This is a genomic window from Acinetobacter sp. WCHAc060033, from assembly GCF_004209125.1.
In the GTDB taxonomy this organism is placed as follows: domain Bacteria; phylum Pseudomonadota; class Gammaproteobacteria; order Pseudomonadales; family Moraxellaceae; genus Acinetobacter; species Acinetobacter wuhouensis.
This window is the reverse complement of the sequence record NZ_SGSW01000048.1, coordinates 1-24,411: the sequence shown is the minus strand read 5'-3', so window position 1 is coordinate 24,411 and position 24,411 is coordinate 1. Positions and strand designations below refer to the sequence as shown.

The window sequence follows — 24,411 nt, the reverse complement described above, 5'->3', positions numbered from 1 at the left end:
ACTACTATTTAGAATCTGTTGTTGTTTTCTCTGTTGATAGCGTGTCCATGTAATATTAAAACCACTCCATAGCAACAATAAGATGGCGAAGATTCCATTCATTGCGATCACATCATTGTAGGCACGAACTTGAGCTTCACGTGTGACCACCTGATTTAAATTACGATAGGCTTGGTTTTTTTCAAGTGCTTGATCTAATGTGTATTGGGCACTGGCTTGTTGATAGATTGCTAATCGTTGCGCCACGATAGGATCAGTAGGTTTTAAATCACTGATGATTTCCGTACGGTAGTTTTGAGTGCGTACTTGTTGATAACTTGAGAAAAAGGAATTTCCAATCAAACCACCAAAACTTTGTGTTGCTGAAAATAACACCACAAATGTGACCATGTGTGAAGGCCCTTTTTGCAAAGCATTGACGATACCTGTGAGGAGTAGTGGGCCAATAAACATACCACTGGCGAAACCAATGATAAATTGACTGTAGTAAAAATTTTCAGGACGTACATCACTGGTCAAGTGATAGTCTAAAGCACATGCACAAAGAATAAGTGTGACTGCGCCTACGAGATGTAAAGTGACTCGTTCACGTTTAAAGGTGAGTGCACAGAAAATTGTGCCTAAAGTAATTCCGATAAAAATCACAGCATAGAGTGGTACAAACTGATCAGGACCCATGCCCATTGTTTTTAAAAAATTAACCGCCGCATAACTTTGCTCCGACATGAGTAGGCGAATAGCAAATGCCCCGAAGATAAATTTTAGGGTACTGGCAGAACCCAGCCAACGGGTAATGATCAGTGGATTGACACGAAAATGTTCATAAGTCAGTCCAATAATAATTAAACTAAATCCTGCAATTAGTGCATAACCTAACCATTTGGCTTCAGACCACCATAAAATCGGTCCTTGTGTTAGTACGATACAAAGCAGTGCAAATCCCGGTGCGAGCAGAGCAAAGGTAAAAAAATCTTGCTTCTCAAAAACATCGATTCTTAAACTTCGTGGGAGTTTTACTGAAACCACCATAGCTAAGCAACATAAAGCCAAACCAAGTTCAAAGGTATAGAGAACCACCCAATCATTGACATCGACAATGGCAGGGGAAATGATCCAAGCCAGTGGTATGCCAAGTTGTTGAAAACCAAGTGCTAAATACAAGCCACGTCCAAAATTGGCACGTTTAAAGGCTTGCATGATGTAATACATACCCAGAGAACTCAGTGGTGCTGCAACCAAACCACTAATGATTCGGACGATGAGCGCCATTTCAAAAGTATGTACAAAAATATGTAAGAACAACACGGCTATAAATAAGACCAATCCAATTTCTGAAAATAGTCGTAAACCATATTGCTGACGGGCTTTAAACAGAATCAAGTTGGAACTGATATTTGCCATCACATAAGCAGCAGGAATCCAAGCCGCCTCAGAGGGTGTAAGTGAATATTCACCTTGTATCAGCGGTAAATTTGCAGTGATAAAACCATTACTCAAGCTACCCGAAATTGCCACAAATACGCCAATAAAAAAATAAATCAGTTTTTTATAGGTTGGATGTGCAATAGCAGCAGGTGAACCAGGAAGCGTTGGACGTTCTTCAGGTGTCCAGTCTGGTGCTGGTTCGAGTAATCTTGGTGATTTATCCATGACTTAACTAAGCCTTGATGCCATCTACTAATAAATCTACAGCGCGTGTTGCAAGCTGAATTTGTTCCTCATCCGTCATACCTTGAAACGAAGCTCTAAGAATTCCTGTAATTAATGCATAATCTTTGGGGGTTAGATCTGGTCTACACACTTTATGGGCAATCGCTTGATCAATCAGTGGTTGTAAAATGGTGTCCCTTTTATGGTAAATATCGACTAAAACAGGATCATTTCGGTCGATTACACGCCAATATTCCATTAAGGCGGTGAGATAAGGCAGATTATTGACATGATTTCGGATTAATCGAATTAAACCATCGGGATAAGCTGAATACTCTTTTGCTCGCTCCTCCAAACGTTCTAAGGCTTGTTCCATCAAAGCAATGACCAGTTCTCTACGGTCTTGAAAATTACGATAAAAAGTCGCGCGACCAACACCAGCTTCATCAATAATCAGTTGTAAAGGTGCACGTATCCCTTGTTTTCTAAAGATATTAAGAGCAGCTTCGAGTAAATCTTCACGATTTTGCGCAGCTTGTAATTGGCGTTTAGACATGAGCGGAGAGGGATTAAATACTGTAGGTGATATTTAACGGACATTTTTGTCCGTTGTAAATATTTTCCTATGTGGTTTTTTGTAAAGTGAATCTTAAAAATGGTTTTGTTTGTTTAAAATAGTCTGTGAAAGTCAGGTTATTCTTTTAACTTGTGCAATGAATTGATCTTATTTTTAAGATATTCCCTTTTTAAATAAAACAATAAGCGTGCTTTAATCGTGAAAAATATAACATTAAATATTCTCCAGATAATTCTGATCAGTAGCTTCATGTTTTTAACAGCATGCACAAAGCCTGAAAATAATAAGGCTAATCAACCCCAGCAAAATAAATTGGATCAGCAGATCGAAGCGCAATTTAAGCTTTGGAAAGCTCAGCAAAATCCACAGTTATTATCAGAATATTATCAATTTATGTCGCAATATTTAAAACATCCACCGAGTTTAATGGAACTGACTACAACGCGAAATTACATGCCTGAAAAATGCTATTCCAAGCGTTTTGCAATTCCACCTAAAGCTTTTTGGAAAAATGTGGTCGGTAGTTTGCAATTGGTCGAAAAGTTAAATGGTAATGAATATTTTAAGAGCTATGCGATTACTGCAATATACCGTGATCCTGAATTAAACAAATGTGTTGGTGGCGCAGGAAAAAGTAAGCATCTAAATAATTATGCAGTAGATTTTTACATCTTAAATCCTAAAGAAAGTAATGCAGACGAACGTGAAAAACTGGTCAAAAAAATGTGTCAATTTTGGAAAATAGAAGGAAAAAATTTCAAAATGGGCTTAGGGGTTTATGGAAATAATCGCTATCATATTGATACACAAGGTTATCGAACTTGGGGGAAAGATTTTAAATCTAAAAGTTCGCCGTGTCTGAAGGATGATAAGTAGATTGATATGAAGAGTTTAAAGCAAGTAAAGCCACCTATATTTCAAATTTTTATACCTTGCATCTTGTTGGTTTTATCGAGTCATATACATGCTGAATATGATGATGAAACTGATTTTAAAGATAAAGTCATCGGGCAGGTTGGACAAATTAAATTAAAACGTGAACATTGTAATCAGCAAAATTATTCATGTGATTATGTAGTTTATGATGCTAAAGGAAAGAAAAATACGTTGATTAAACAGTGGAGTAAGACGGCTGTTGTGTATCAATTTAGCCCTAAAGTCATGGGCTTTATGATCGGTGCGACAGGCAATGATCATAATTTGACAGTGATCAATGATCAAAATCAACAAAAAGATTATGGTAGCTTTTTAAGTATTAATGCGCGAAAGACGTGTTTTGTAACTTATGAACGTGATATTAAAAATATGCCTGATTCATTGGTATTTTATAATATCCCTGACTTTAAAGTACGTTTAGTTTTGAATAAAAAAGTACCACAATTTAAAAAATTTAATGCGCTATCTAACGCAAATTTTGAGGACAATGGTGATTTCAGATTTGAATATACTTATCCTATTGAGAATGAATTAGGGATTCAAAATGTAATTGTTCAAAACCCATGTACAGCAAATTATCGAATTGTGATGGATTAAAGATGATTTCAAAACTTGATTGAATTAAGATATTTTATAAATATCTTGCAATAACTTGAAAATAATAAAAGCTGTTTTTTTATCCAAAAATGATATTCTAAAACTTAAAAATAAAACAATAAGTGAGGGTATGTGATGAAAAAGCTATCCATAGGTTTGAGTATTATTCTTGCAGTATGTCTTGTTGGATGTGAGAAAAAAGCACCAACACCGACAAAAACTGAAGTGCGTTCGATTTATATTGCGGGTGCACCTGTCTATGAAAAAGATTATCGACTAAGTGCGAGTGAGTATGTTGTGGAACCACAACATTGAGTTTAGATGCACTCAGAGCATTAAAATGCTCTGAGTGTTTGTAACGATTAATGGAAAACGCTTTCTAGTGCTTTTAGTCCAACTTTAGGATCTAATAATCCATTATAAATTTCTGGTATTTCTCGAGTCACACCAAAATATTCATAAATTGCCATCATTGCACCACGGACTGAGTATTCCACTGTAAAGACAACGTCATCTTCAATTTCTACAAATTGACCTAAGAATGCAAAGTTTTGAGCACCTTGAGGAATAACTAGAGGACGATCACCTAGTTTGCGACATGCAAATAATGCAGAAGCATAAGGCATCATTGCAGTCGTCACAGTTGTTGTTGCCAGCACATGATCTAAGATATCGTCAAAACCAAGCTGATGAATTAATTCAGTTAATATCTCTTGTCCAGTGGCTTGAGACATTGGTTTTTGAATATAGTCACCATTTTCATCAATTTGGAAACCATACCCCCAAAGAGTGAAGTGACTTTCTGGTAAGTCTGCAAAATGTGGCTGTGCAGGTACAACGACAGATAAATGCCAACCAGACTCAAACCAAGTCATAAGTGCGCCTGTACCCGGTTGATTTCCTGTATAGTCAATAATGCGATTGAGTAGGACATTATCTTGCAGGGTGAGTGTAAAAGACTCCCATTTATGCTCATCAACATTGCCATAGAATGTCATTGGACGACCAAAGTCTGGTGCTTTTTTCGCTAATGTTTCCCAAAGTGTCCAACCATGATCGAGGCGATCGCGGATGAGTTCTGGAACATCTTCATTACCACCATAACGAGAATCTGCAGTAATCGAACCCAAAGTGAAAATTGCAAGATCTTGTTCTTTCAGATCAATTTGCTCAGTTCCTTCAGGTAAATTGACATATAAACGTGTAGCACGACGTTGTTGATTTTCTGAGTCCATTTCAAAGTCTACATCCGTTACATAATGTCCAAAACGTACATCAACACCTTGAGCAACAAGCCAGCGTTGTAAAGGCAAAATCATTGAATCATATTGATTATATTTGGTTCTTTTAACACCTGCTAAGGTGTGGATACGGGGTAACTCTTGAATGAAGCGGAGAAAGTAGCGACGAAGTTCTGCAGCACTATGCCATTTTTGGAATGCAAATGTCGTACGCCACATGCGCCAAAAATTTGTGTTGAAGAAAGAGTCATCAAAAAACTCATCTATACGGCGACTTCCTATTTTTTCTTCTTTTGCAGCAAGTAAGCGTAGCATCTGAGCACGATTTAAAGTACTTAAACCCAGTTTAGATGCATCTAGGATCTGATGTTCTGCATCAATCAAACGAGCTTGGGCATGTGTTTTAACTTGTTCATTAAATTCTCGACATTCTTCACGCACTGAAATTTCTGGATTCTCTAAAGAGGGAATACTTGAAAATAAATCCCATAAACAGAGATACGTTTCATCTGTGAGCATTCGTCCCCCACGAGTCACCCATGCTTGTGTAGTATGGGGTGTATGACCGCCATCCATTGAACCACCTGAAATATCTAGCTCTTCCAAGATGTGGATATTTTGAGCAGGGACTTTAGCATCTCGAATGGCAAATGCAGCTGCCGCCATTCCTGCGATACCGCCACCGATAATCCAAAGATGTGCTTTGTTAGCATCGAGTAGATTGTGGTTATTTTTTTTCATATAGACCTCTAGATGTAAATTTACAGATGATTAAATTTAAAGACATGATTTTATTATGGGATTTATATATGAAAAATCTATGAATTTGGAAGTTATTTTTTATGATAAAGATGCTTATTTTTATTGAATTTTAGGATGATTTATATATGTTTATTTTGATTGAATTATTATTAAGATATTGAAATATAATTTTTTTATTGAGTTTTTGCTCTAAAAAATGATTTTGTAATTCAGTCTTGATAATATTACACAAGTGTCTTTTAAATAATATTTAAAAAGTATTATTAGATAGGGTTTAATCTATTTATTTAGAGAAATTTAAAAGCTTTTATACCGTGATTCAGTGTTGTGACGTAAAATAGTCTAACTTTGCTACTATATTTATTTGAGGTCTCTTTTGGAATCATTATTGGTTTTAGGTTCAATTGCCTTAGCGCTGATGTTAGGTGCAATTAGTCCTGGCCCTACATTTATTTATGTAGCAAAAAACTCAATTGCGATTTCACGTAAGCATGGTTTATTCACAGCTTTGGGTACGGGGACTGGCGCGGCTTTATTTGGTTTATTGGCAGTAATGGGGTTGCAAGCGATTCTTCTTGCTGTGCCATCTGCATATCTTGTTTTAAAAGTTTGTGGTGGTCTGTATTTGCTTTGGCTGGCTTATAAAATTATTAAACATGCTAAAGAACCCATGGAGCAGGCGAGTGATGCAACAGCTGTGATGAGTTATAAACATGCTTATCGTTTGGGTTTAATCACTCAGTTGAGTAATCCTAAAATTGCGATTGTTTTAGCCAGTATTTTTACCGCATTATTACCAAAAGAAATTCCGACGTATTATTATTTTGTACTGCCTTTTTTATGTTTTTTTATTGATGCAGGTTGGTATTCCTTGGTCGCTGTTGCGCTTTCTGCGGAAAAACCACGCCGTGTATATTTAAAATTTAAGAAAGTGTTTGATCGTGTTGCAGGTGGAGTGATGACTTTGCTTGGTTTGAAATTGATTTTTGGGATGAAGTGATTGGACCATTAAACTTATTTTATATTTTTGAGCTTTAAATTAAGGGGTGGAAAATGGGCAGTACTGTAGAATTTTATAAAAATGACTTTTCTTCAACATTATTTCCATTAAATACTAATTTAATATTAATAGAAAATTACTCGTCAGAATTAAGTCAATATATTTATGAAAAAATATTAGATCCAAATATTGTGGAGAGTAGTTTTTTATCGCAACAAAAAGTTTTTGCTACTAAACCTAAAAATCACTTAAGAAGAACTTCAAAATTAGATCCAATTGCTGAATATTTTATTTATGATTTAGTTTATAGAAATCGTGCAAAATTTAGAGGAGCTGTGAGTGAAAGTAGATTAAGTTTTGGTTATAAATTTCAACAAGGCAATATTATTTCAGTTCATGAGGCTTACAGTGAATTTAGGCAAAATATTGAAATAAATAAAAAAAATTATAAAAATTATATAAAATTTGATATTGCATCATACTTTAATAGCCTTTATCACCATGATATTTGTCATTGGTTTACCTCTAAAGGTGTTAGTGAGGTTGATAGTAATGCATTTGGGCAATTCTGCCGTGAAATTAATACGGGACGTAGTATTGATTTTATGCCTCACGGTATTTATCCATCAAAAATGATAGGAAATGAATTTTTAAAATCAATTGATTTAAATAGCCAACTTAAATCAGAGAAAATAATAAGATTTATGGATGATTTTATTTTTTTCGATAATGATTTATCTGTTTTACATAGAGATTTTATTAAAATTCAAAAATTATTAGGTGCTCTAGGTTTGAATATTAATCCTGCTAAAACAGTAGTTAATTCTGATAATACTATTGTGAATAATACATTATCAGAAGTAAAACAAGCTCTGCGGGCAATTGTTACAGAAGAGCAGGAAGTAGAGTCTGCCTCAGGAGTTACTATTGAAGAAATTGAAAGAGAAGTATTAACTAAGTTAAGCCCTAATCAAATAAATGAATTATTAAGCTTGTTGAGAGATGATCATATTGAAGAATCTGATGCGGAAAAAATTCTAAATTTTTTACGTATGCATAGTAATGATGTAATTGGTGTTTTACCAATTATATTAGCTAAATTTCCAAACTTGATTAAGCAGATTCATTCTTTATCATCAAGTATCACTGATAAAGATTCTTTATGTGCGGTCTTGTCTGATCACTTGAATAGTAATCATTTTTTTTTAGAATATGAGTTATTTTGGATTGCTAAAATAGTAGAAGACTTTTTAATGTCTACAAATCTAACAGGTGATTTGCTAATTAAAATTTTTGAGTTATCTGGGGATTATAAGATTGCTCAATCAAAAATTTTAGAGATTCCAACAAATAATTTTGGTTTTAAGGAAATACGTTCCGACTTTTTAAAAACAGGTCAGTCTGATTGGCTATCTTGGTCATCTGCTGTAGGGTCTAGAGGCTTAATAGCAGCTGAAAGAAATTACGTTCTTGATTATTTCTCTAAGGCTTCACCAATAAATCATTTAATAGCGTCATGTATTAAAAAGATGTAATTTAAAAAAATTAGATAAGTTATAAAAATTAAAAACCGCTAATTGACTAGTAATTTAGCCATATTGCGGTTTTTAATCGTACACAATAATATAATCAATGCACAATCGAAATTTTTTCTAAGAAAAATTTAGTTCTTTCATGACGTTCATCAGGCTTATTGAAGAAGTCTGACGTTGAGCAGTCTTCTATAATTTTCCCTTGATCCATGAAAATCACACGACTAGATACTTTACGTGCAAAGCCCATTTCATGTGTTACACACATCATGGTCATGCCTTCTTTTGCAAGTTGGCTCATTACCTCTAAAACTTCACCGACCATTTCAGGGTCAAGCGCAGAAGTAGGTTCATCAAACAACATGCAGACAGGATCCATGCACAGACCACGCGCAATCGCAACACGCTGTTGCTGACCACCAGACAACTGACCAGGGAATTTATTCTTATGTGCAACCAAACCAACACGATCTAGGTATTGCAATGCTTTCTTTTCAGCATCCGCCTTAGAACGGTTCAATACTTTGATTTGCCCAATAGTTAAATTGTCCAAAACTGTCATGTGAGGGAACAATTCAAAGTGCTGGAACACCATCCCCACACGAGAACGGAACTTGGCTAAGTCAGTTTTAGGATCTTTTAACGGTGTTCCATCGACAATAATATTGCCCTCTTGAAACGGTTCTAAAGCATTGACCGTCTTAATTAATGTTGATTTTCCTGAACCAGATGGCCCACACACAACGACAACTTCACCTTTCTCAATCGAGGTGGTGCAATCTGTGAGAACCTGAAAATCTCCATACCATTTTGAGATATGTTGTATGTCTATCATTGGCATATTGATTCTCCAATTATCGAATTATTGCTATTTTTTGATGTAAACGCTTCACAAGTCGAGAAAGCGCAAAGGAGATACAGAAGTAAACTATGGCTACGATGAGGTAGAACATTGCTTTTGTTTCAGCACCATAATTATTTGCTAATGTATTTGCCTGACCCAAGAAATCTGGTGCACTGATCACATAAACCAATGAAATATCTTGGAACAGTACGATAGATTGAGTCAGCAATACAGGTAACATATTTCTAAATGCCTGTGGTAACACGACATTGGACATGGTTTGTCCATAAGTGAAACCAAGTGCGTAACCTGCATTGACCTGACCTTTGGAGACAGACTGAATCCCTGAACGTACAATTTCTGAGAAAAAAGCTGCTTCAAAGATTGCAAAGGTTACAACAGTTGAGAACAACGGCCCCCAATAGGTATCCGACTGAAACTCAAAATATTTTGGCAATAAGAAATAGAAAATGAAGATGACTTGAATCAGTGGTACACCACGAAAGAAATCCACGTAAATTTTAGCAAAATTACTCGCTACAACATTATTTGAAAGTCTCATCATCGCCAAAGGCGTTCCGATCAGAATCCCACCGATAATGGATAAAATTGTCGCAATGGCTGTAAATTTAAGCCCTGATAAAAGTGCCTGCGTGACATTTGGATCTTGTAATAAACTGAATTCCATGACTATTTACCTCCCGAACCAAGACCAGGAACAGCCATACGCTTTTCAATCCAAGCCATGATCAACTTAATGGTGTAGGTAATGATTAGGTAGACTGGCGTGGAAAGAATCAGAATTACGATGTCTTGTGAAGTTTCTTCACGCATCGTTTTGGTATAAGCAAAGAAGTTCAAAACACTGAGCGCATAAAGCACCGCAGAGTTTTTGAAAATATTCATGGCTTCAGAAGTGAGTGTTGGCCAGACTATGCGATAGGCAACAGGGAGAATCACATAACGATAACTTTGACTTTGAGTCAAACCAATGGCAAATGCAGCATTTTTTTGTCCACGAGATACAGTGTTAATCCCAGAACGAACTTGTTCAGCAATACGAGCTGCGGTGTATAGACCTAAGGCGAAAACCCCGACAACCGCAGGATTATCATTCAAGATATTTTGCCACCATCCACCAGCAACCATTTCACCACTACCCGTACTCATACTTAGTGGGAGAAGTTGTGGAAATACAAAAGCCCAAAAAAACAGTTGCACGATGAGTGGAATATTTCGGAATAATTCTACATAACATGTTCCAATAAAAGACAACGGTTTATTGGGTATTGTACGTAAAATTCCGATCAGCGATCCGAGCAGAAAAGCAATAAAAAAAGCAGCAATGGCAGTCCAAATCATTGTCCATACACCAGAACCGAGGAGTTGTAACCAAGTTGGTGCATCAGCAACAGGGGAGTAACTTTCACCACCAATCGCTTTACAGACAGATTCAGCCCATGCTGCTTTATCTAAGCTATATTCATTTGAGGGGAGACAATATGATGTCCAGTTAAGTGAGCCTACTGACATGTGTGCTCCTTGCATTTTTAATTTTAAAAAATTTATAGACCAGCATCTTATGGAGTTGCTAGTCTATAAACAGTTGTTTTTAGAGCAAGTTCTTAGTTGATACCAGCATCTGTAGGATTGGCTTTAAGTTTTAAATATGATGAGCTCATTGGCATATTTAAGTTGACATTTTTTGGTGCTATTGGAGATTGGAACCATTTTTTGTAAAGGGCTGCCATTTGACCATTTTTCCACATAGCGGTTACAACTTTATCAGCAACAGCCTTATATGCTGCATCACCTTTTGGAATCATGATGCCGTATGGTTCTGAAGAAAGCACAGGACCTACAATTTTAAAATCTTTAGGATTTGAAGACTTTGCAATCAAACCTGCAAGAATATTGTCATCCATTACAAATGCAGCAGCACGACCTGAAGCAACCATTGCAAAAGAGTCAGAGTGGTCTTTACCATAAACATTGTTTACGTTGATTTTCTCACCTTTCTCGCCCATTTTGATGTATTTGTCAGACGTTGTTCCTTGAGTTGTTACAACAGCTTTACCATTCAAATCGGCAATTGTTTTGATTGGGGCATTGGCTTTGACTGCCATGCGAACTTCTGTTGCATAATAGTTGGTCGAGAAACTGACTTGTTGTTGGCGCTGTACGGAGTTAGTGGTTGTACCACACTCCATATCAATATTCCCTGCTAACATTTCTGGAATACGGGTAGAAGACGTAACAGCTTTGTATTCCACCTTAAGATTTGGCATCTTCAGTGTTTTTTTCAATTCATTGGCAAAGTTATTACAAATATCGACTGCATACCCCATTGGCTTACCACCAACGACATAAGAAATTGGATCTGAAGATTCACGATAACCAATAATCACTTTTCCAGATTGTTTTATTTTAGCCAAAGTATCTGCTGCTTGAACCTGTGAAAAAGCACCGCCTGCCATGAGTATTCCGAGAGTTGTGGTGAGTACTTTTGCAGAAAGGGTTTTGTTAGATTGTTTCATTTGAGTTCTCCATTACAATTGTTTTTTGGCTGATTCATTGCTTCTTATTAAAATGAAGCACTTATCATGCCAAGCTTATTCCTTGAAAAATGATCCATCATATTTCTATATATTATTTTTATACTTACTATTCCAATAAGTAAAGGATAAAAATGATAATTTTTTGAACAATACAAATGTGATTCAAGTCACAGGTTGTTTGATATTTTATTTAAATATTTTGAAATAAATAGTGCTTTGCTCATTTATTTTTGCTTATAAATTTTGAATATGTATTCATATGGTTGATAGTCGTTGGCTCTTTTTTAATTTTGAATTATTCACTTCGAGATTTTAAATTGAGGCTTCGGTGAATTTAAAAATAATTCAAAATAATCAAGATTTTTATCGAACTTGTTGCGTTTTTCACTGGTTGTCTTGTATTTCATGTGGTATAAAAAATAAATAGGCATGATTTTTGCTTTATTGAAAAACAAAATGATGCGAAATAAATAGTGTGGGAAGTATGGGTATGAAGTTATCGGTTGGATTAAAAGTTGCAAACTCTTTGTCGCTCACACCTCAATTGCAACAAGCCATTCGATTGCTACAATTATCAAGTCTTGAACTTGAACAAGAAATTCAAATCCAATTAGAAAGTAATCCTTTGCTTGAAAAAGTTGAGGAGGATACGCATGAAAGTTTGGAAAGTATTCAGCAAGAACAAAAAGAAACGGTAGAACTTTCAGATGCCTTGAATGCAGATCATTTACCTGATGAGTTACCTGTCGATACAGATTGGGATGATGTTTATACACACCAATCATCTGCGATGGAGCGTCCTGAATTTGAAGAACGTGAAGACAATCGTCATTCCGATGCCTCATTAAAAGAACATATGTTGGGGCAGGTGAATCTACTTCACTTTTCTCCAGTCGATAAGTTAATCGCCTATTGTATTGTCGATGCTTTAGATGAAAAGGGCTTTTTGGATGCAAGTATTGATGAAATCGTGAGTTCAGTACAACATCTACTTCAGCAAATGGATTATGACATCGAGGTTGAGGACGATGAGGTTTTAGTTGTTTTAAAGCATATTCAACGTCTTGAACCGATTGGTGTAGGTGCACGTAATCTAGCAGAATGTCTTTTTGTGCAAATTGAAGCTTTACCCGCGAGCACTTTATATCGTAAAGAAGCCTTATTATTACTGAAACATTATGAATTATTAGTGAGTAATGATTTAGCCAAATTGATTAAACAAACAGGGTTAAATGCAGACTTATTAAAGTCAGCCGTGATGTTGTTAAAAACGCTGAAACCTTATCCTGGTGCTGAGTTTGAGCAGAAAGAGTCTGATTATCAAATTCCAGATGTGGTGGTGTCTAAGAAAAATGGACATTGGCTTGTTCAGCTTAACCCAGACATTTTACCCAAGTTGAGAATTAACTCGTTTTATTCAGGCATGATTAAACGTGCAGATCAAAGTGAAGACAATCAATACTTGCGTAATCAAATGTTGGAAGCCAAAAACTTTATTAAAAGTGTCGATGAACGCCACAAAACTTTATTAAAAGTGGCGAGTTGTATTGTGCAACATCAACGTGAGTTTTTAGAAATTGGTGCGGAAGGGATGAAACCTTTGGTATTGCGCGATGTTGCAGAAGAAGTTGAACTGCATGAATCAACTGTTTCTCGTGTCACCACCAATAAGTTTTTACTGACCCCCCGTGGTTTGTTTGAGTTGAAATATTTCTTTTCCAGTCACGTCGGAACAACTTCAGGAGGCGAGGCTTCATCAACGGCAATTCGAGCGAAAATTAAGAAGTTGGTTGCTGAGGAAAATCCACGTAAACCATTGTCAGATAATACGATTGCAAATTTATTGAAAGAGGATGGAATCGATGTGGCACGACGCACGGTCGCAAAATATCGTGAATCGTTACATATTCCTTCATCATCAGACCGAAAAGTCTTGATCTAGTTTTTAAAGTGTGGCAATTCTATATGCTCATTATGACTAAATAATGAAAACCCGATGTTTTTTGGAGTAACTTAAATGATTGCATGATTTTGAGCATAGTACTGAGCACAGTTTTTCTCAGTGAATTCTGTCATGAAATCTTTTGGGTTATGACTTTCATATTCCTATAAAAGGAGAGGGATAAAGCTATGCAAATTACAATTCGTGGACACCATTTAAGTATTACCCCTGCAATAGAAGAAAATATTCGAGATAAATTTACCCAGATGACTAAGCATATTGATCAAGTCAATAGTATGCAGGTCAAACTCAGTAAAGATCATCAGCTTGATAAAAGATCAAAAAAGGGCAGTGCCAATCATATTGCTGAAGCAATTGTACGCTTGCCAGGTACGGAACTGTTTGCGCAAGCCAGTGCTGATGATATGTATAATGCGATTACCAAATTGACCGATAAGTTAAAAAGACAATTGGATAAGCATCGTAAAATGCAGTTGAATTTTGTACCTTTAGAAGTATTGACCACATAATTTTTCATGGTTTTAAAAGAGGTTGAAAAATACCTCTTTTTTTTATCGATAATTTTTGTATGAGTTAATGAATTATTTTACCAAGTTATAGTAAAATACTCGGTTTTTACACTGTCAGTCCTACAAATGAGGTCTAAGCAATGAATAGTGAACAGCTCACTGAAATTTTAAAAGCGGCTTTTCCTGATGCAGAAGTTGCTGTCAGTGGACAAGCAGGAAAATTTGACCTCCGTATTGTGGACGATCAATTTGAAGGTAAACGTCCTGTTCCTCGTCAACAAGCTGTTTATGCACCGCTCAATTCATATATCGCAAGCGGTGAAGTACATGCTGTGACTATTCGTGCAATGACTAAAGAAGAATGGCGCAAAGCCAGCATGTTTGGAGCTTAAGCGTCAATGGATAAATTTGTCATTCAAGGCGGTGCAAAAATCGAAGGTGAAGTTCGTATTTCAGGTGCGAAAAATGCAGCTTTACCTTTATTGGCAGCAATGATTCTTGCTGATACACCTATTACGCTAAAAAATGTCCCAAATCTAAAAGATGTCAGAACATTGGTTAAATTAATCAGTGGCTTAGGCATCACCATGACTTATGAAGGCGAAACTGTTACAGCAGATACGTCTACACTAGACAACCAGTTTGCGCCGTATGAATTAGTAAAAACCATGCGTGCATCTATTTTGGTGCTTGGTCCATTACTGGCGCGCTATGGTAGTGCAAAAGTATCACTTCCTGGTGGTTGTGCGATTGGTTCACGCCCTGTAGATCAGCATTTAAAAGCCTTAGAAGCTTTAGGTGCACATATTGAGGTCGAAAATGGCTATGTGATTGCCAGTGTCGATGGTCGCTTAAAAGGCGGTGAAGTTGTCTTTGATATGGTGACTGTAGGCGGTACAGAAAATATTCTGACCGCTGCGGTACTTGCAGATGGTGTAACCACAATCCGTAATGCAGCCCGCGAACCTGAAATCACCGATCTTGCACAAATGCTGATTAAGATGGGTGCGAAAATTGAAGGTTTGGACACGGATACACTTGTGGTGACTGGTGTTGAAAGTCTGCATGGTTGTGAATATTCTGTCGTTGCTGACCGTATTGAAACAGGTTCATATTTAGCGGCTGCGGCGATTACAGGCGGTAAAGTTAAAACCACGCATACTGATCCAAACCTGCTTGAAGCGGTATTGGATAAGTTTGAAGAAATGGGCGCAGAAGTGACCCGTGGTGATGATTGGATCGAATTGGATATGATGGGTAAACGCCCGAAAGCAGTCAGCTTCCAGACCTTGCCACATCCCGAATTCCCAACAGATATGCAAGCACAGTTGATGGCGGTAAATGCCATTGGTCGTGGTTTTGCAACAATTTCAGAAACGATTTTCGAAAATCGTTTTATGCATGTACCTGAATTAGCGCGTATGGGTGCAAATATTCAGGTTGAAGGTAATGATGCTGTAGTCACCGGTGTGGAAAAATTATCCGCAGCCCCAGTGATGGCAACTGACCTGCGTGCTTCATTCTCTTTGGTTCTAGCAGCTTTGGTTGCTGAGGGTGAAACCACCATTGATCGTATTTATCACATCGATCGTGGTTATGAAGATATTGAAGCAAAATTGCAGGGTCTAGGTGTCCAAATTAAGCGAGTGAGCGAGACAAGTTAATGAGCGATATGAGAAACGATGATCCAAACTTTGACGTAATGGGCAATTTTGATCATGGTTTAACTTTGGCATTGAGTAAAGGTCGTATTTTAAAAGAAACATTGCCTTTACTTGAAACTGCTGGAATTAACTTATTGGAAGATCCTGATAAATCTCGTAAGTTAATTTTCCCAACCACACATAAACAGGTACGTATCCTGATTTTACGTGCTTCTGATGTACCCACTTATGTTGAAAATGGTGCAGCGGATATTGGTGTAGCAGGTAAAGATGTATTGATGGAACATGGCGCACAAAATGTTTATGAACCATTAGACTTAAAAATTGCCAACTGTAAGTTAATGACAGCAGGCAGAGTGGGAATGGAACGTCCAAAAGGTCGTTTAAAAATTGCCACTAAATATGTCAATTTAACCCGTCAATACTATGCAAGCTTAGGTGAGCAAGTTGATGTGATTAAACTTTATGGTTCAATGGAGCTTGCACCATTGGTCGGTTTAGGTGATTACATTGTCGATGTGGTGGATACAGGAAATACTTTGCGTGCCAATGGTTTAGAGCCTTTGGAAGAAATCTGTAAAGTATCTTCACGTTTGATTGTGAATAAAGCCAGCTTTAAACGTAAGCAAACTTTGTTGAATCCGATCCTTGCACAGCTTGAAAAAGCCGTAGAAGAACGTGAAGCAAAAAAGTAATTTTTAAATGATTAGATAGGTTTCTAAAATCTCCCCTAACCCCTCTTTGAAAAAGAGGGGGACTTTTTGTAACTAAAAGGATTTTTAGTAATGTAAAGCTCCCTCCTTTGGAAAAGGAGGGTTGGGGAGGATTTAAAAACTTAAATTAAATGACCGCCCGAAAGGGCGGTTTTTTATTTGGAAAATGCAATACATGATTTATTCACAGAATTGATAAAGAAAGTTTTTATTGAGAATGTTAAAAATAAGTTATGAACAATAACTTGAATTATGATTGAAAATGAAAACACCACAACAACGAAAAGAACAATCCATTGAAATACTTAAACATAGAGATATTCCATATATAGATTGGTTACCCATGATTGAGTCAGTCGAAGACGTTGAAGTTCGAACTGCTGAAAGTATTGCTCAACGTGCGATTGCCTGCTTGTGGGTCATACAGGTTGCGTGTGATATTGATAATGGAAAATATAATGATGAAATTAAAGACTTTGTTTTAAATGTTCTGGCAAAAATGCAAGTCATGGATGCTTTAACTGAAAATGAAAAGGCGATTTTACATGAGGATGTATCTCAACAAGATGTAATTAACATGGTGTGGAAATATGAAGCCTATTGGGTTTTATTGTGGGCTTTAGGAATTGTAGAAGAACTAAATTATCCTGAAAATATTGTAGATTGTGATTTTGCAATTCAAGCAGTTGTATCTGCTAAAACTTTTGAAGAATTTATGGCAAAAGTAAAGTTACGTGATATTGAAGAAATTTTAGATCAGGCAGATTTAATCTATCGCTATGATTGGGCATGTGTAAATGCGCGATTAAAGCAAGAACAAGCACCTGCACAATTAAACTCGGCTGTTGTTGTAGAAAGGCATGGTGCATTGAATTGGTTAATCCAATCCGATAGTGATTGGGATCATCCAGATGTGAGCACTTAAGTTAAGGTTTAATACGATTATACTTTTTTAATCAAGCTTTCCTATTAAACTTAATAAAATTGACCATGCGAACTTGCCCACAAGTCACTCAAAACAAGGTAAACTAAATCTTTCTTAAACAACCTTGTGGGTAAATTGATGCGACGTTTATCGACTCAAGAGCCAGACTTTAAACAAGTCTTTGCTGACTTATTGGCTTTTGAAACAGTGAGTGATCCTGAGCTTTTAAAAACCGTAGACCAAATTATTGCAGATGTACGCCAACATGGTGATGCACATGTACTAAAACTCACTCAACAGTTCGATCGACATCCAGCGCATCAATTTTCAGATTTAGAACTGTCACAAGAGCAATTGAAAGCAGCATTTGAAGGCTTAACGTCTGAAGTACGTGAAGCACTTGAAATGGCAGCCAATCGGGTACGTGAATTTCACCAAGCACAGAAGCAAGATGGTTGGACTTATGTTGATGCTTTGGGTAATACACTCGGTCAAAAAGTAACACCATTAGATCGTGTTGGAATCTATGTGCCAGGTGGTTTGGCATCTTATCCATCATCAGTGCTTATGAATGCTGTTCCTGCACATGTTGCAGGTGTACAAGAAATTATCATGGTGGTTCCAGCGCCAAATGGTGATTTAAATCCATTGGTGCTTGCTGCTGCTTATCTTGCAGGTGTACATCGTGTATTTACTATAGGCGGTGCGCAAGCTGTTGCAGCATTGGCATACGGAACTGAAACGATTCCGCAAGTCGATAAAATCACGGGGCCGGGCAATCGTTTCGTCGCTGCGGCAAAACGTGCGGTATTTGGTCAGGTTGGTATTGACATGATCGCAGGACCGTCTGAGATTTTAGTCTATGCGGAAGGTCAGAATAATGCCAAATGGTTAGCAATGGATTTATTGTCACAAGCTGAACATGATACTGTTGCGCAAGCTGTGTTTATTACCCCTGATGAACAGTTGCTGAATGATGTTGCACAAGCCATTGAAGAACACCTAGAAGCCTTACCAAAAGCTGAAATTGCACGTACTTCGATTGCCAATCGTGGTGCATTGGTCTTGGTGAAAGATCGTGCTGAAGGTGCTGCACTCATTAACCAGGTAGCTCCTGAACATTTGATGTTGTGTTTAGATGAAGCACAGGAAATGTCAGAAGATATTCGTCATGCAGGTGCAATTTTCATGGGACGATATACACCTGAAGCGATTGGTGATTACTGTGCAGGTCCAAACCACGTATTACCAACATCGGGTACAGCACGTTTCTCGTCACCATTAGGTGTTTATGACTTTCAAAAGCGTTCAAGTTTGATCATGTGTTCTGAGCAAGGGGTAAAACCACTTGCCAAAACTGCGGATATTTTAGCGCAACAAGAAAACTTGGATGCACATGCGAGATCTGCGAGATATCGTTATCAATAAGTTATTTGCTAAATAATTAATATTGTATGTCCTTCTCTCTTGCGCCATATATGGCTCAGGGATGAGTAGCGAGGCTACGTAAGAGGATAAGGGGAAATATTGAATTTGGTTTGGAAGATGACCTCTCCCAAACCCTCTCCTGGAAGGAGAGGGCTTACGTGATCGTAAGTTGAGTACATAAATGAGAAAAGAAAATGCCAAACATCACCCCTGAACAAATGCGTTTTTGGAGTCCAGATGTACGTGAGTTAGAACCTTATGTACCAGGCGAACAACCGAAAATTCAAAATTTATTAAAGTTAAATACCAATGAAAACCCGTATCCACCATCGCCAAAAGTGGTTGCAGCGGTACAAGCGGTATTGGAAAACTCAGCAGATGCATTGCGTCTATATCCTGACCCTGATGCAACTGAGTTAAAACAAGCGATTGCTACGCAACAGCACGTTCCTGTAGAGCAAGTTTTTGTCGGAAATGGTTCGGATGAAGTTTTAGCACATATTTTTAAAGCTTTTTTTGTGCAAGATAAACCGATTCTATATCCTGATATTACCTACAGTTTTTATCCTGTTTATAGTCAGTTTTTTGGAATTTCAGCACAATCAAAAATTATTCCGTTGAATGATGATTTTGAAATCGTAGTAGATGATTATAAGCAACCGAATGGCGGGATTATCATCACCAATCCAAATGCACCAACCAGTATTGCATTAGGATTGTCTGCGATTGAAGAAGTATTGCAGGCTAATCCTGATTCAGTGGTGTTGATTGATGAAGCCTATGTGGATTTTGGTACAGAATCAGCAGTGAAATTGGTTGATAAATATGACAACTTAGTCGTATGTCAAACCACTTCGAAATCACGTTCTCTTGCAGGCTTACGTGTTGGATTTGCTATAGCACAGCCACATTTGATTGCTGCACTTGAAGCGGTGAAAAATAGTTTTAACTCTTTCCCGATTGATCGTTTTGCGATTGCAGCTGGTGTAGCATCTTTTGAGGATCAAGATTACTTTGAAGCACAATGCCAAAAAGTCATCAAATGTCGTGATACATTGATCTATGATTTGGAAGCTTTAGGTTTTAAAGTTTTACCATCAAAAGCCAATTTTGTTTTTGCGACATTGCCAAATCATGATGCAGGGGAATTGATGAAAGCCCTACGTGAAAAAGGCATTATTGTGCGTTATTTCAATAAGCCACGTATTAATCAGTTCTTGCGTATTACGGTTGGCACAGATGAACAAAATCAACGCCTTGTTGATACATTGAGAAATGATATTTTAAAATAATCAATATTTAAAATACATAAAAAGCGAATCTTAGGATTCGCTTTTTTCTTGAGTATTTTCAGGTTGATACCATGTATTGAGTAGGTCTAACATTGCTGAAACTTTATCAAAACATTCCTGATATTCAGCATCACAATCCGATGCAATGGTGATTCCGCCGCCTGCCCACAAAGACACATTGTCCTGATATTTTTGAATGGAACGAATCAGAATATTCCAGGAACCTGTACCATCAAAATTAAAATAGCCCATCGAACCACAATAAGCCCCTCGTGGCGCACCTTCGAGTTCCTCAATAATTTGCATGGCACGAATTTTCGGTGCACCTGTAATCGAACCGCCAGGAAGGGCAGACAGTAACATTTCAAATGGATTGACATCTTCTTTTAATATCGCTGTGACTTCACTGACCATGTGATGTACTTGATTAAAGGATTCAATATTAAAAAGTTTTGGCGTTTTGACTGAACCTGTTTCTGCATAAACACTGAGATCATTACGCAATAAATCCACGATCATGACGTTTTCCGCCTGATCTTTTTGTGAATGAGTCAGCGTGTTTTTTGATTGCTCATCTAACACAGGATCATCATAGCGTGGCATTGTGCCCTTGATCGGTTTGGTGGTGATTTTACGATTGGCTTCAAAGTCGATAAATAACTCGGGTGAACAGCTCAATAATTCAAAATCATCTATTTTTAAATAACCGGAATAAGGTGCATCGGTCAATTGCCAAAACTTTTCAGCAGTATCCAATAATGAGCCTTGCGCTGTGGTTGTAAATTCTTGCGTTAAATTAATTTGATAACAATCACCCGCTTTGATGTAGTTTTGTACTCGTTTAAATGCATGCTGATATTGCTGTTTTGTCCACGTTGCTGTGCAAGGCGCTTTTAAAGAGAAATTTGATTGTGAGTCTTGTGAGTTATTTAAAATATTTTGAATGAAGTGAAATAGTTTTACAGCGCAAGATTCTGTGCTGTAAAAATAAAAATGACCATTTTCAAGTTTAATGAATGTTTTATAAATACCGATATAAAAGTTGGGTTGATTTTTTAAATTAGAATCAATTTGTTGGTTGCTGGCATAATTGTAATCAATGAAACCAATATAACCGCCCTGAAAACTGTCACGTTGTTCAATACAATGTTGAGCGGAGAAGTTTAAAAAATCATTGAGCTGATTTTTTTTATTATCCAATTGATATTGGAATAAATTATTTCTTGAGTAGCAGAATTGTTGTTGTTTGATATAAATACAATAACTTTCAGGTAAAAATGAAATTACATTTTCACCTAAATTAGCTAAGTAGTTCACACCCGTTAATGTATTAAGTTTAAGGAGTAACTGCGAAACTTGATTTGATGGAAAATTTAATAACTTCCGAAACATAGGGATTGATAACCCGTAAATATAGTTGAAAAACTATAGTATTTTACCTGAAAAAACAAGTTAAAAAAGTGTTTACCGTTTATCGGTTTATTCTAAATTATGATAAACAGCAGTTGAACAAAAAGTAACATACAGTTAATTTAAAAGAGCAAAACGGACTGCTCAAGGATTGAAGTTTCTGTTGTCAAAAAAACAAAAACAACGGAAGGCTACGGAGAGTGGTTAAAAATGAAAAAAAATGCTCTTGGGAGAGTACAAACATGAAATTATTCACTAAACTCGCTTTGGTTTCTGCTGTAGCTGTAAGTTCGAATGCAATGGCTATGCAAGCAATGGATGATGCTGCACTTAGCTCTACAACTGGTCAAGATGGTATTTCTATTGGTATTGGTATTTCGAGAGTAGAAATTGATAAATTGCATGTATTTGATGGTGATGGTTTGGCTGGGGGGTATAACACTGTAACGGTTAACTCAGGCGTTGTTACTAGCACTCCAACAACTGCAGCTGCAGGTGCAATTACAATTAATGATGTTGTTGTCGGTGCTCCAATGACAGCTAAAATAATTCCTGACCCTAATGATGCTACTAAACAGATTGAAGATCCATCGGGTGCGAAAACACTTGATGTTACTCGTACTATTTCTGCAACAGATCATAATTTAGCAAATCTTGTGATTGATACGGATGGCGGTAATGGTAGTCCATTCTTGAATGTTGCTGCAACAGTGTCTGGTTTAGATATTTCTTTAGGAAAAATTGAAGTAAATGATGTAACTTCTAGTAGTAAAGCAGGGGCTTATGTTGCGGGTACTGGATCTGCCGAGATTTTAAGTGGTCTAAGCTTGAAAACAGGGCGTATGACTGCAAATATCCAATTAGGTAATACACCACAAGGTGCGATGATTAAATTGGATGGCTCTATGATTGGTGGTCTTGAAATTAATGACTTAGCACTTAAAGATGCTTCAGCTGGTGGTGGTGGTTATATCACGATTGGTGGTATTAAATTAAAAGACACAGGTACTTCGGATTTGGCATTAAATGCTGATGTCGCTGTTACTAAAGAAGGTTTAGCTGTTACTGCAATGAAAAACGCTGCTGGTACAGATATCTATATCACTAAAGTTGTATTAGGTGGTGGTACTATTGCGAGTGGCGATACACCATTCCAGGGTACTGGTGCTGGATCTGCTTCAATCGGTGATGTTGCAATTTCAGGCATGAAAGTGTGGAATGGTGCTGCTGGTCTGGCTGCAATACCTGGTGCTGCAAATGGTGCTGTAATCACAATTGCCGGTCACTAAGTTCTTGTAAAAAAAAGCGCGTATATCACGCGCTTTTTTTTTACAAAAAATATGACAAAAGTTGTAAAAATATAAAATAAATGCTGTATTTTTAAATAAAAAGCGTTATCTTTGAAATACAGGGAAGAGTAGAGTGTTCACTCTAAAAATAAAATCAGCACTTTAGGCAAAATACTGCCGATACTTGATAGTTAAAATTATGTTAGAAATTACTTTAGGTTCGGCATTAATGTATTATTTTGCCAGCCACGAACTAGACGTGAAACCCAAGCCAAAAGATGCGATTTATTATACAGAGCTTGCGGATTCTCGAGAACAATCATTCGGACGTAATCATCGTGAGATGGTTCATGTCAAACCTGCCTTAGAAAACCAATTTCGTGGAATTGTTCGCCAAGCTTATGACTATAGTTGTGGGTCGGCAGCATTAACAACTTTGCTGAATGGTTATGTAGGTACCAATTTAACAGAACAACAAACCATGGAAGGTTTATTACGATTTGGGGAATACAATCGTATTATTGAACGACGAAGCTTTTCATTGCTTGATATGAAACGTTTTGTTGCGGCAATCGGTTATGAAAGTGGTGGATTTAAAGGTGAATTCACAGATTTGATTAATCAAAATCAGCCAGTCATTGTGCCGATTTCTTATGCTGGATTCAAACATTTCGTTGTATTTAAAGCATATAAAGATGGACGCGTTTATGTTGCAGATCCTGCATTAGGCAATATTAGTTTTGATCAAGAGCGTTTTAAGCAAATTTGGGAAAATAATACTTTATTTATAATCAATGCTCCGAAAAACCAACAAAATAATATGTTGGCATTGCAAGATGCAGATATGAGACATGTGGAAGATGCGACGATCAATCGTTATGCATTGGTAGAGGCACAATACTCAGCTGATTATACCAATAAGTTAGCAGACAAAGCGTCAACAATGCGTAAGGTGATTGACCAATCTACCACCTCTCCAACCTACAACCAGCCAATTACAACTTATATGAGACTCTATTATAAACGTAAGTAAAAGACGGATTAAAAATTAAATAATTGAATTAGTTTTTTGGGATAGGAATAATATGAATAATCAATGGATGAAAAAAACTTTACTTGCAGTGAGTATTCAATTTGCAATTGGAAGTTTATATGCTGCTGAGACGGCTCCGGCGGATATAGATGTCAGTCCAGAGGTTGCAACAGATCAAGCTGAAGCCGTAGCTACAGATTCAGCAGGTGCTGTGAGTGATGGCGCTGCGACAGAAGCTATTAAAGCTGAAGAAGCAACTCAAACTGAAGCGATCGCACCAGCTAAAGAAGAAGTAAAGATCAATAAGGATGAAACAAAATCCTTAGCTCCTAAGGCCGGTACTCAAGCTGCTGAAGCACTGCAAAAGCAAGAGGGTGATGCATCTCAAGAAACAAATTTACAAGAAGTTTTTACATCAAATGAGCGTCAATACTCTTTGATTAAAAAAGGTGAGATCTCAACTTTTTATGATTTAGATTATTCATATT

General features: G+C 37.0%; 23 protein-coding genes and 1 pseudogene. 16 read left to right on the top strand and 8 right to left on the bottom strand.

All coding sequences use genetic code 11. From position 1 onward, the window contains the following. Together EXE10_RS17080 and EXE10_RS17075 are read right to left on the bottom strand one after the other, a co-directional pair. The coding region (locus tag EXE10_RS17080; RefSeq protein ID WP_130114167.1) for an MFS transporter at positions 1-1,650 on the bottom strand (1,650 nt) is incomplete at its 3' end. 7 nt (positions 1,651-1,657) lie between these two features. After that, a complete protein-coding gene (locus EXE10_RS17075; protein ID WP_068974036.1) occupies positions 1,658-2,206 on the bottom strand; it encodes a TetR/AcrR family transcriptional regulator in 549 nt (182 codons plus the stop codon). 270 nt (positions 2,207-2,476) lie between these two features. On the opposite strand from EXE10_RS17075, the gene EXE10_RS17070 reads away from it, so the two are divergent. From EXE10_RS17070 to EXE10_RS17060, 3 genes are all read left to right on the top strand, one after another. Then, a complete protein-coding gene (locus tag EXE10_RS17070) occupies positions 2,477-3,103 on the top strand; it encodes a D-Ala-D-Ala carboxypeptidase family metallohydrolase (RefSeq protein WP_130114166.1) in 627 nt (208 codons plus the stop codon). Positions 3,104-3,109: 6 nt separating this feature from the next. Next, entirely contained in the window at positions 3,110-3,760 is a 651-nt protein-coding gene (locus EXE10_RS17065) for a hypothetical protein (protein ID WP_130114165.1), read from the top strand. 135 nt (positions 3,761-3,895) lie between these two features. Beyond that, positions 3,896-4,075 (top strand): NF038215 family lipoprotein, encoded by a 180-nt coding sequence (locus EXE10_RS17060; RefSeq protein ID WP_068974033.1) that lies wholly within the window; start codon positions 3,896-3,898, stop codon positions 4,073-4,075. A gap of 47 nt (positions 4,076-4,122) precedes the next feature. On the opposite strand, the gene EXE10_RS17055 is transcribed toward EXE10_RS17060, so the two are convergent. Then, entirely contained in the window at positions 4,123-5,742 is a 1,620-nt protein-coding gene (locus tag EXE10_RS17055) for an oleate hydratase (RefSeq protein WP_130114164.1), read from the bottom strand. Between the two features lie 439 nt (positions 5,743-6,181). On the opposite strand from EXE10_RS17055, the gene EXE10_RS17050 reads away from it, so the two are divergent. Both EXE10_RS17050 and drt5 read left to right on the top strand, forming a co-directional pair. Next, positions 6,182-6,763 (top strand): LysE family translocator, encoded by a 582-nt coding sequence (locus EXE10_RS17050; RefSeq protein WP_171457613.1) that lies wholly within the window; start codon positions 6,182-6,184, stop codon positions 6,761-6,763. A 53-nt stretch (positions 6,764-6,816) separates the two neighbouring features. Then, the gene (drt5, locus tag EXE10_RS17045; RefSeq protein WP_130114162.1) at positions 6,817-8,298 is read left to right on the top strand and encodes an antiviral reverse transcriptase Drt5; all 1,482 of its coding nucleotides are present in this window, start codon (positions 6,817-6,819) and stop codon (positions 8,296-8,298) included. A 94-nt stretch (positions 8,299-8,392) separates the two neighbouring features. Here drt5 and EXE10_RS17040 read toward each other — a convergent pair whose 3' ends face one another. The 4 genes from EXE10_RS17040 to EXE10_RS17025 form a co-directional block, all read right to left on the bottom strand. After that, the gene (locus tag EXE10_RS17040; RefSeq protein ID WP_087553714.1) at positions 8,393-9,136 is read right to left on the bottom strand and encodes an amino acid ABC transporter ATP-binding protein; all 744 of its coding nucleotides are present in this window, start codon (positions 9,134-9,136) and stop codon (positions 8,393-8,395) included. 13 nt (positions 9,137-9,149) lie between these two features. After that, on the bottom strand, positions 9,150-9,827 hold the full coding sequence (locus EXE10_RS17035) for an amino acid ABC transporter permease (protein WP_068974028.1): 678 nt from the start codon (positions 9,825-9,827) through the stop codon (positions 9,150-9,152). Positions 9,828-9,829: 2 nt separating this feature from the next. Then, complete coding sequence (locus EXE10_RS17030; RefSeq protein ID WP_068974027.1) at positions 9,830-10,672, bottom strand: amino acid ABC transporter permease; 843 nt, start codon at positions 10,670-10,672, stop codon at positions 9,830-9,832. Between the two features lie 92 nt (positions 10,673-10,764). Next, entirely contained in the window at positions 10,765-11,616 is an 852-nt protein-coding gene (locus EXE10_RS17025) for an amino acid ABC transporter substrate-binding protein (RefSeq protein ID WP_410169824.1), read from the bottom strand. A gap of 571 nt (positions 11,617-12,187) precedes the next feature. On the opposite strand from EXE10_RS17025, the gene EXE10_RS17020 reads away from it, so the two are divergent. From EXE10_RS17020 to hisC, 8 genes are all read left to right on the top strand, one after another. Beyond that, entirely contained in the window at positions 12,188-13,639 is a 1,452-nt protein-coding gene (locus tag EXE10_RS17020; RefSeq protein WP_068974068.1) for an RNA polymerase factor sigma-54, read from the top strand. A gap of 188 nt (positions 13,640-13,827) precedes the next feature. Further along, positions 13,828-14,169, top strand: a complete 342-nt coding sequence (hpf, locus tag EXE10_RS17015) for a ribosome hibernation-promoting factor, HPF/YfiA family (RefSeq protein WP_068974025.1) — start codon at positions 13,828-13,830, stop codon at positions 14,167-14,169. Between the two features lie 140 nt (positions 14,170-14,309). Further along, positions 14,310-14,561: a BolA family iron metabolism protein IbaG gene (gene ibaG, locus EXE10_RS17010; RefSeq protein ID WP_004830087.1), complete on the top strand. Its 252-nt coding sequence runs from the start codon at positions 14,310-14,312 to the stop codon at positions 14,559-14,561. Between the two features lie 6 nt (positions 14,562-14,567). Continuing rightward, a complete protein-coding gene (gene murA, locus EXE10_RS17005) occupies positions 14,568-15,833 on the top strand; it encodes a UDP-N-acetylglucosamine 1-carboxyvinyltransferase (RefSeq protein ID WP_068974024.1) in 1,266 nt (421 codons plus the stop codon). Next, entirely contained in the window at positions 15,833-16,528 is a 696-nt protein-coding gene (hisG, locus tag EXE10_RS17000) for an ATP phosphoribosyltransferase (protein WP_130114161.1), read from the top strand. The genes murA and hisG overlap by 1 nt, the downstream gene beginning before the upstream one ends. 280 nt (positions 16,529-16,808) lie before the next feature. Beyond that, on the top strand, positions 16,809-17,471 hold the full coding sequence (locus EXE10_RS16995; RefSeq protein ID WP_130114160.1) for a DUF4272 domain-containing protein: 663 nt from the start codon (positions 16,809-16,811) through the stop codon (positions 17,469-17,471). 126 nt (positions 17,472-17,597) lie between these two features. After that, complete coding sequence (gene hisD / locus EXE10_RS16990; RefSeq protein ID WP_165383036.1) at positions 17,598-18,899, top strand: histidinol dehydrogenase; 1,302 nt, start codon at positions 17,598-17,600, stop codon at positions 18,897-18,899. Positions 18,900-19,093: 194 nt separating this feature from the next. After that, on the top strand, positions 19,094-20,191 hold the full coding sequence (hisC, locus tag EXE10_RS16985) for a histidinol-phosphate transaminase (protein ID WP_130114158.1): 1,098 nt from the start codon (positions 19,094-19,096) through the stop codon (positions 20,189-20,191). Between the two features lie 30 nt (positions 20,192-20,221). Here the strand turns inward: hisC and EXE10_RS16980 are convergent, their stop codons facing one another. Beyond that, a complete protein-coding gene (locus EXE10_RS16980) occupies positions 20,222-21,583 on the bottom strand; it encodes an anthranilate synthase component I family protein (RefSeq protein WP_068974020.1) in 1,362 nt (453 codons plus the stop codon). Between the two features lie 260 nt (positions 21,584-21,843). On the opposite strand from EXE10_RS16980, the gene EXE10_RS16975 reads away from it, so the two are divergent. From EXE10_RS16975 to EXE10_RS16965, 3 genes and pseudogenes are all read left to right on the top strand, one after another. After that, complete coding sequence (locus EXE10_RS16975) at positions 21,844-22,890, top strand: DUF6160 family protein (protein ID WP_130114157.1); 1,047 nt, start codon at positions 21,844-21,846, stop codon at positions 22,888-22,890. Between the two features lie 199 nt (positions 22,891-23,089). Further along, the gene (locus EXE10_RS16970; RefSeq protein ID WP_130114156.1) at positions 23,090-23,923 is read left to right on the top strand and encodes a C39 family peptidase; all 834 of its coding nucleotides are present in this window, start codon (positions 23,090-23,092) and stop codon (positions 23,921-23,923) included. Positions 23,924-23,975: 52 nt separating this feature from the next. After that, a pseudogene (locus tag EXE10_RS16965) lies at positions 23,976-24,411 on the top strand (hypothetical protein); the annotation flags it as partial.

Bases quoted from the DNA above. Each gene is read 5' to 3' on its own strand.
- EXE10_RS17055 (WP_130114164.1), bottom strand. From the start codon at position 5,742: ATGAAAAAAAATAACCACAATCTACTCGATGCTAACAAAGCACATCTT.
- EXE10_RS17070 (WP_130114166.1), top strand. From the start codon at position 2,477: ATGTTTTTAACAGCATGCACAAAGCCTGAAAATAATAAGGCTAATCAA.
- EXE10_RS16995 (WP_130114160.1), top strand. From the start codon at position 16,809: ATGAAAACACCACAACAACGAAAAGAACAATCCATTGAAATACTTAAA.
- EXE10_RS16980 (WP_068974020.1), bottom strand. From the start codon at position 21,583: ATGTTTCGGAAGTTATTAAATTTTCCATCAAATCAAGTTTCGCAGTTA.
- hpf (WP_068974025.1), top strand. From the start codon at position 13,828: ATGCAAATTACAATTCGTGGACACCATTTAAGTATTACCCCTGCAATA.
- hisC (WP_130114158.1), top strand. From the start codon at position 19,094: ATGCCAAACATCACCCCTGAACAAATGCGTTTTTGGAGTCCAGATGTA.
- drt5 (WP_130114162.1), top strand. From the start codon at position 6,817: ATGGGCAGTACTGTAGAATTTTATAAAAATGACTTTTCTTCAACATTA.
- ibaG (WP_004830087.1), top strand. From the start codon at position 14,310: ATGAATAGTGAACAGCTCACTGAAATTTTAAAAGCGGCTTTTCCTGAT.
- EXE10_RS17050 (WP_171457613.1), top strand. From the start codon at position 6,182: ATGTTAGGTGCAATTAGTCCTGGCCCTACATTTATTTATGTAGCAAAA.
- EXE10_RS17020 (WP_068974068.1), top strand. From the start codon at position 12,188: ATGAAGTTATCGGTTGGATTAAAAGTTGCAAACTCTTTGTCGCTCACA.
- EXE10_RS16970 (WP_130114156.1), top strand. From the start codon at position 23,090: ATGTTAGAAATTACTTTAGGTTCGGCATTAATGTATTATTTTGCCAGC.
- EXE10_RS16975 (WP_130114157.1), top strand. From the start codon at position 21,844: ATGAAATTATTCACTAAACTCGCTTTGGTTTCTGCTGTAGCTGTAAGT.
- murA (WP_068974024.1), top strand. From the start codon at position 14,568: ATGGATAAATTTGTCATTCAAGGCGGTGCAAAAATCGAAGGTGAAGTT.
- EXE10_RS17040 (WP_087553714.1), bottom strand. From the start codon at position 9,136: ATGCCAATGATAGACATACAACATATCTCAAAATGGTATGGAGATTTT.
- EXE10_RS17035 (WP_068974028.1), bottom strand. From the start codon at position 9,827: ATGGAATTCAGTTTATTACAAGATCCAAATGTCACGCAGGCACTTTTA.
- EXE10_RS17025 (WP_410169824.1), bottom strand. From the start codon at position 11,616: ATGGCAGGCGGTGCTTTTTCACAGGTTCAAGCAGCAGATACTTTGGCT.
- hisG (WP_130114161.1), top strand. From the start codon at position 15,833: ATGAGCGATATGAGAAACGATGATCCAAACTTTGACGTAATGGGCAAT.
- EXE10_RS17030 (WP_068974027.1), bottom strand. From the start codon at position 10,672: ATGTCAGTAGGCTCACTTAACTGGACATCATATTGTCTCCCCTCAAAT.
- EXE10_RS17075 (WP_068974036.1), bottom strand. From the start codon at position 2,206: ATGTCTAAACGCCAATTACAAGCTGCGCAAAATCGTGAAGATTTACTC.
- EXE10_RS17060 (WP_068974033.1), top strand. From the start codon at position 3,896: ATGAAAAAGCTATCCATAGGTTTGAGTATTATTCTTGCAGTATGTCTT.
- EXE10_RS17065 (WP_130114165.1), top strand. From the start codon at position 3,110: ATGAAGAGTTTAAAGCAAGTAAAGCCACCTATATTTCAAATTTTTATA.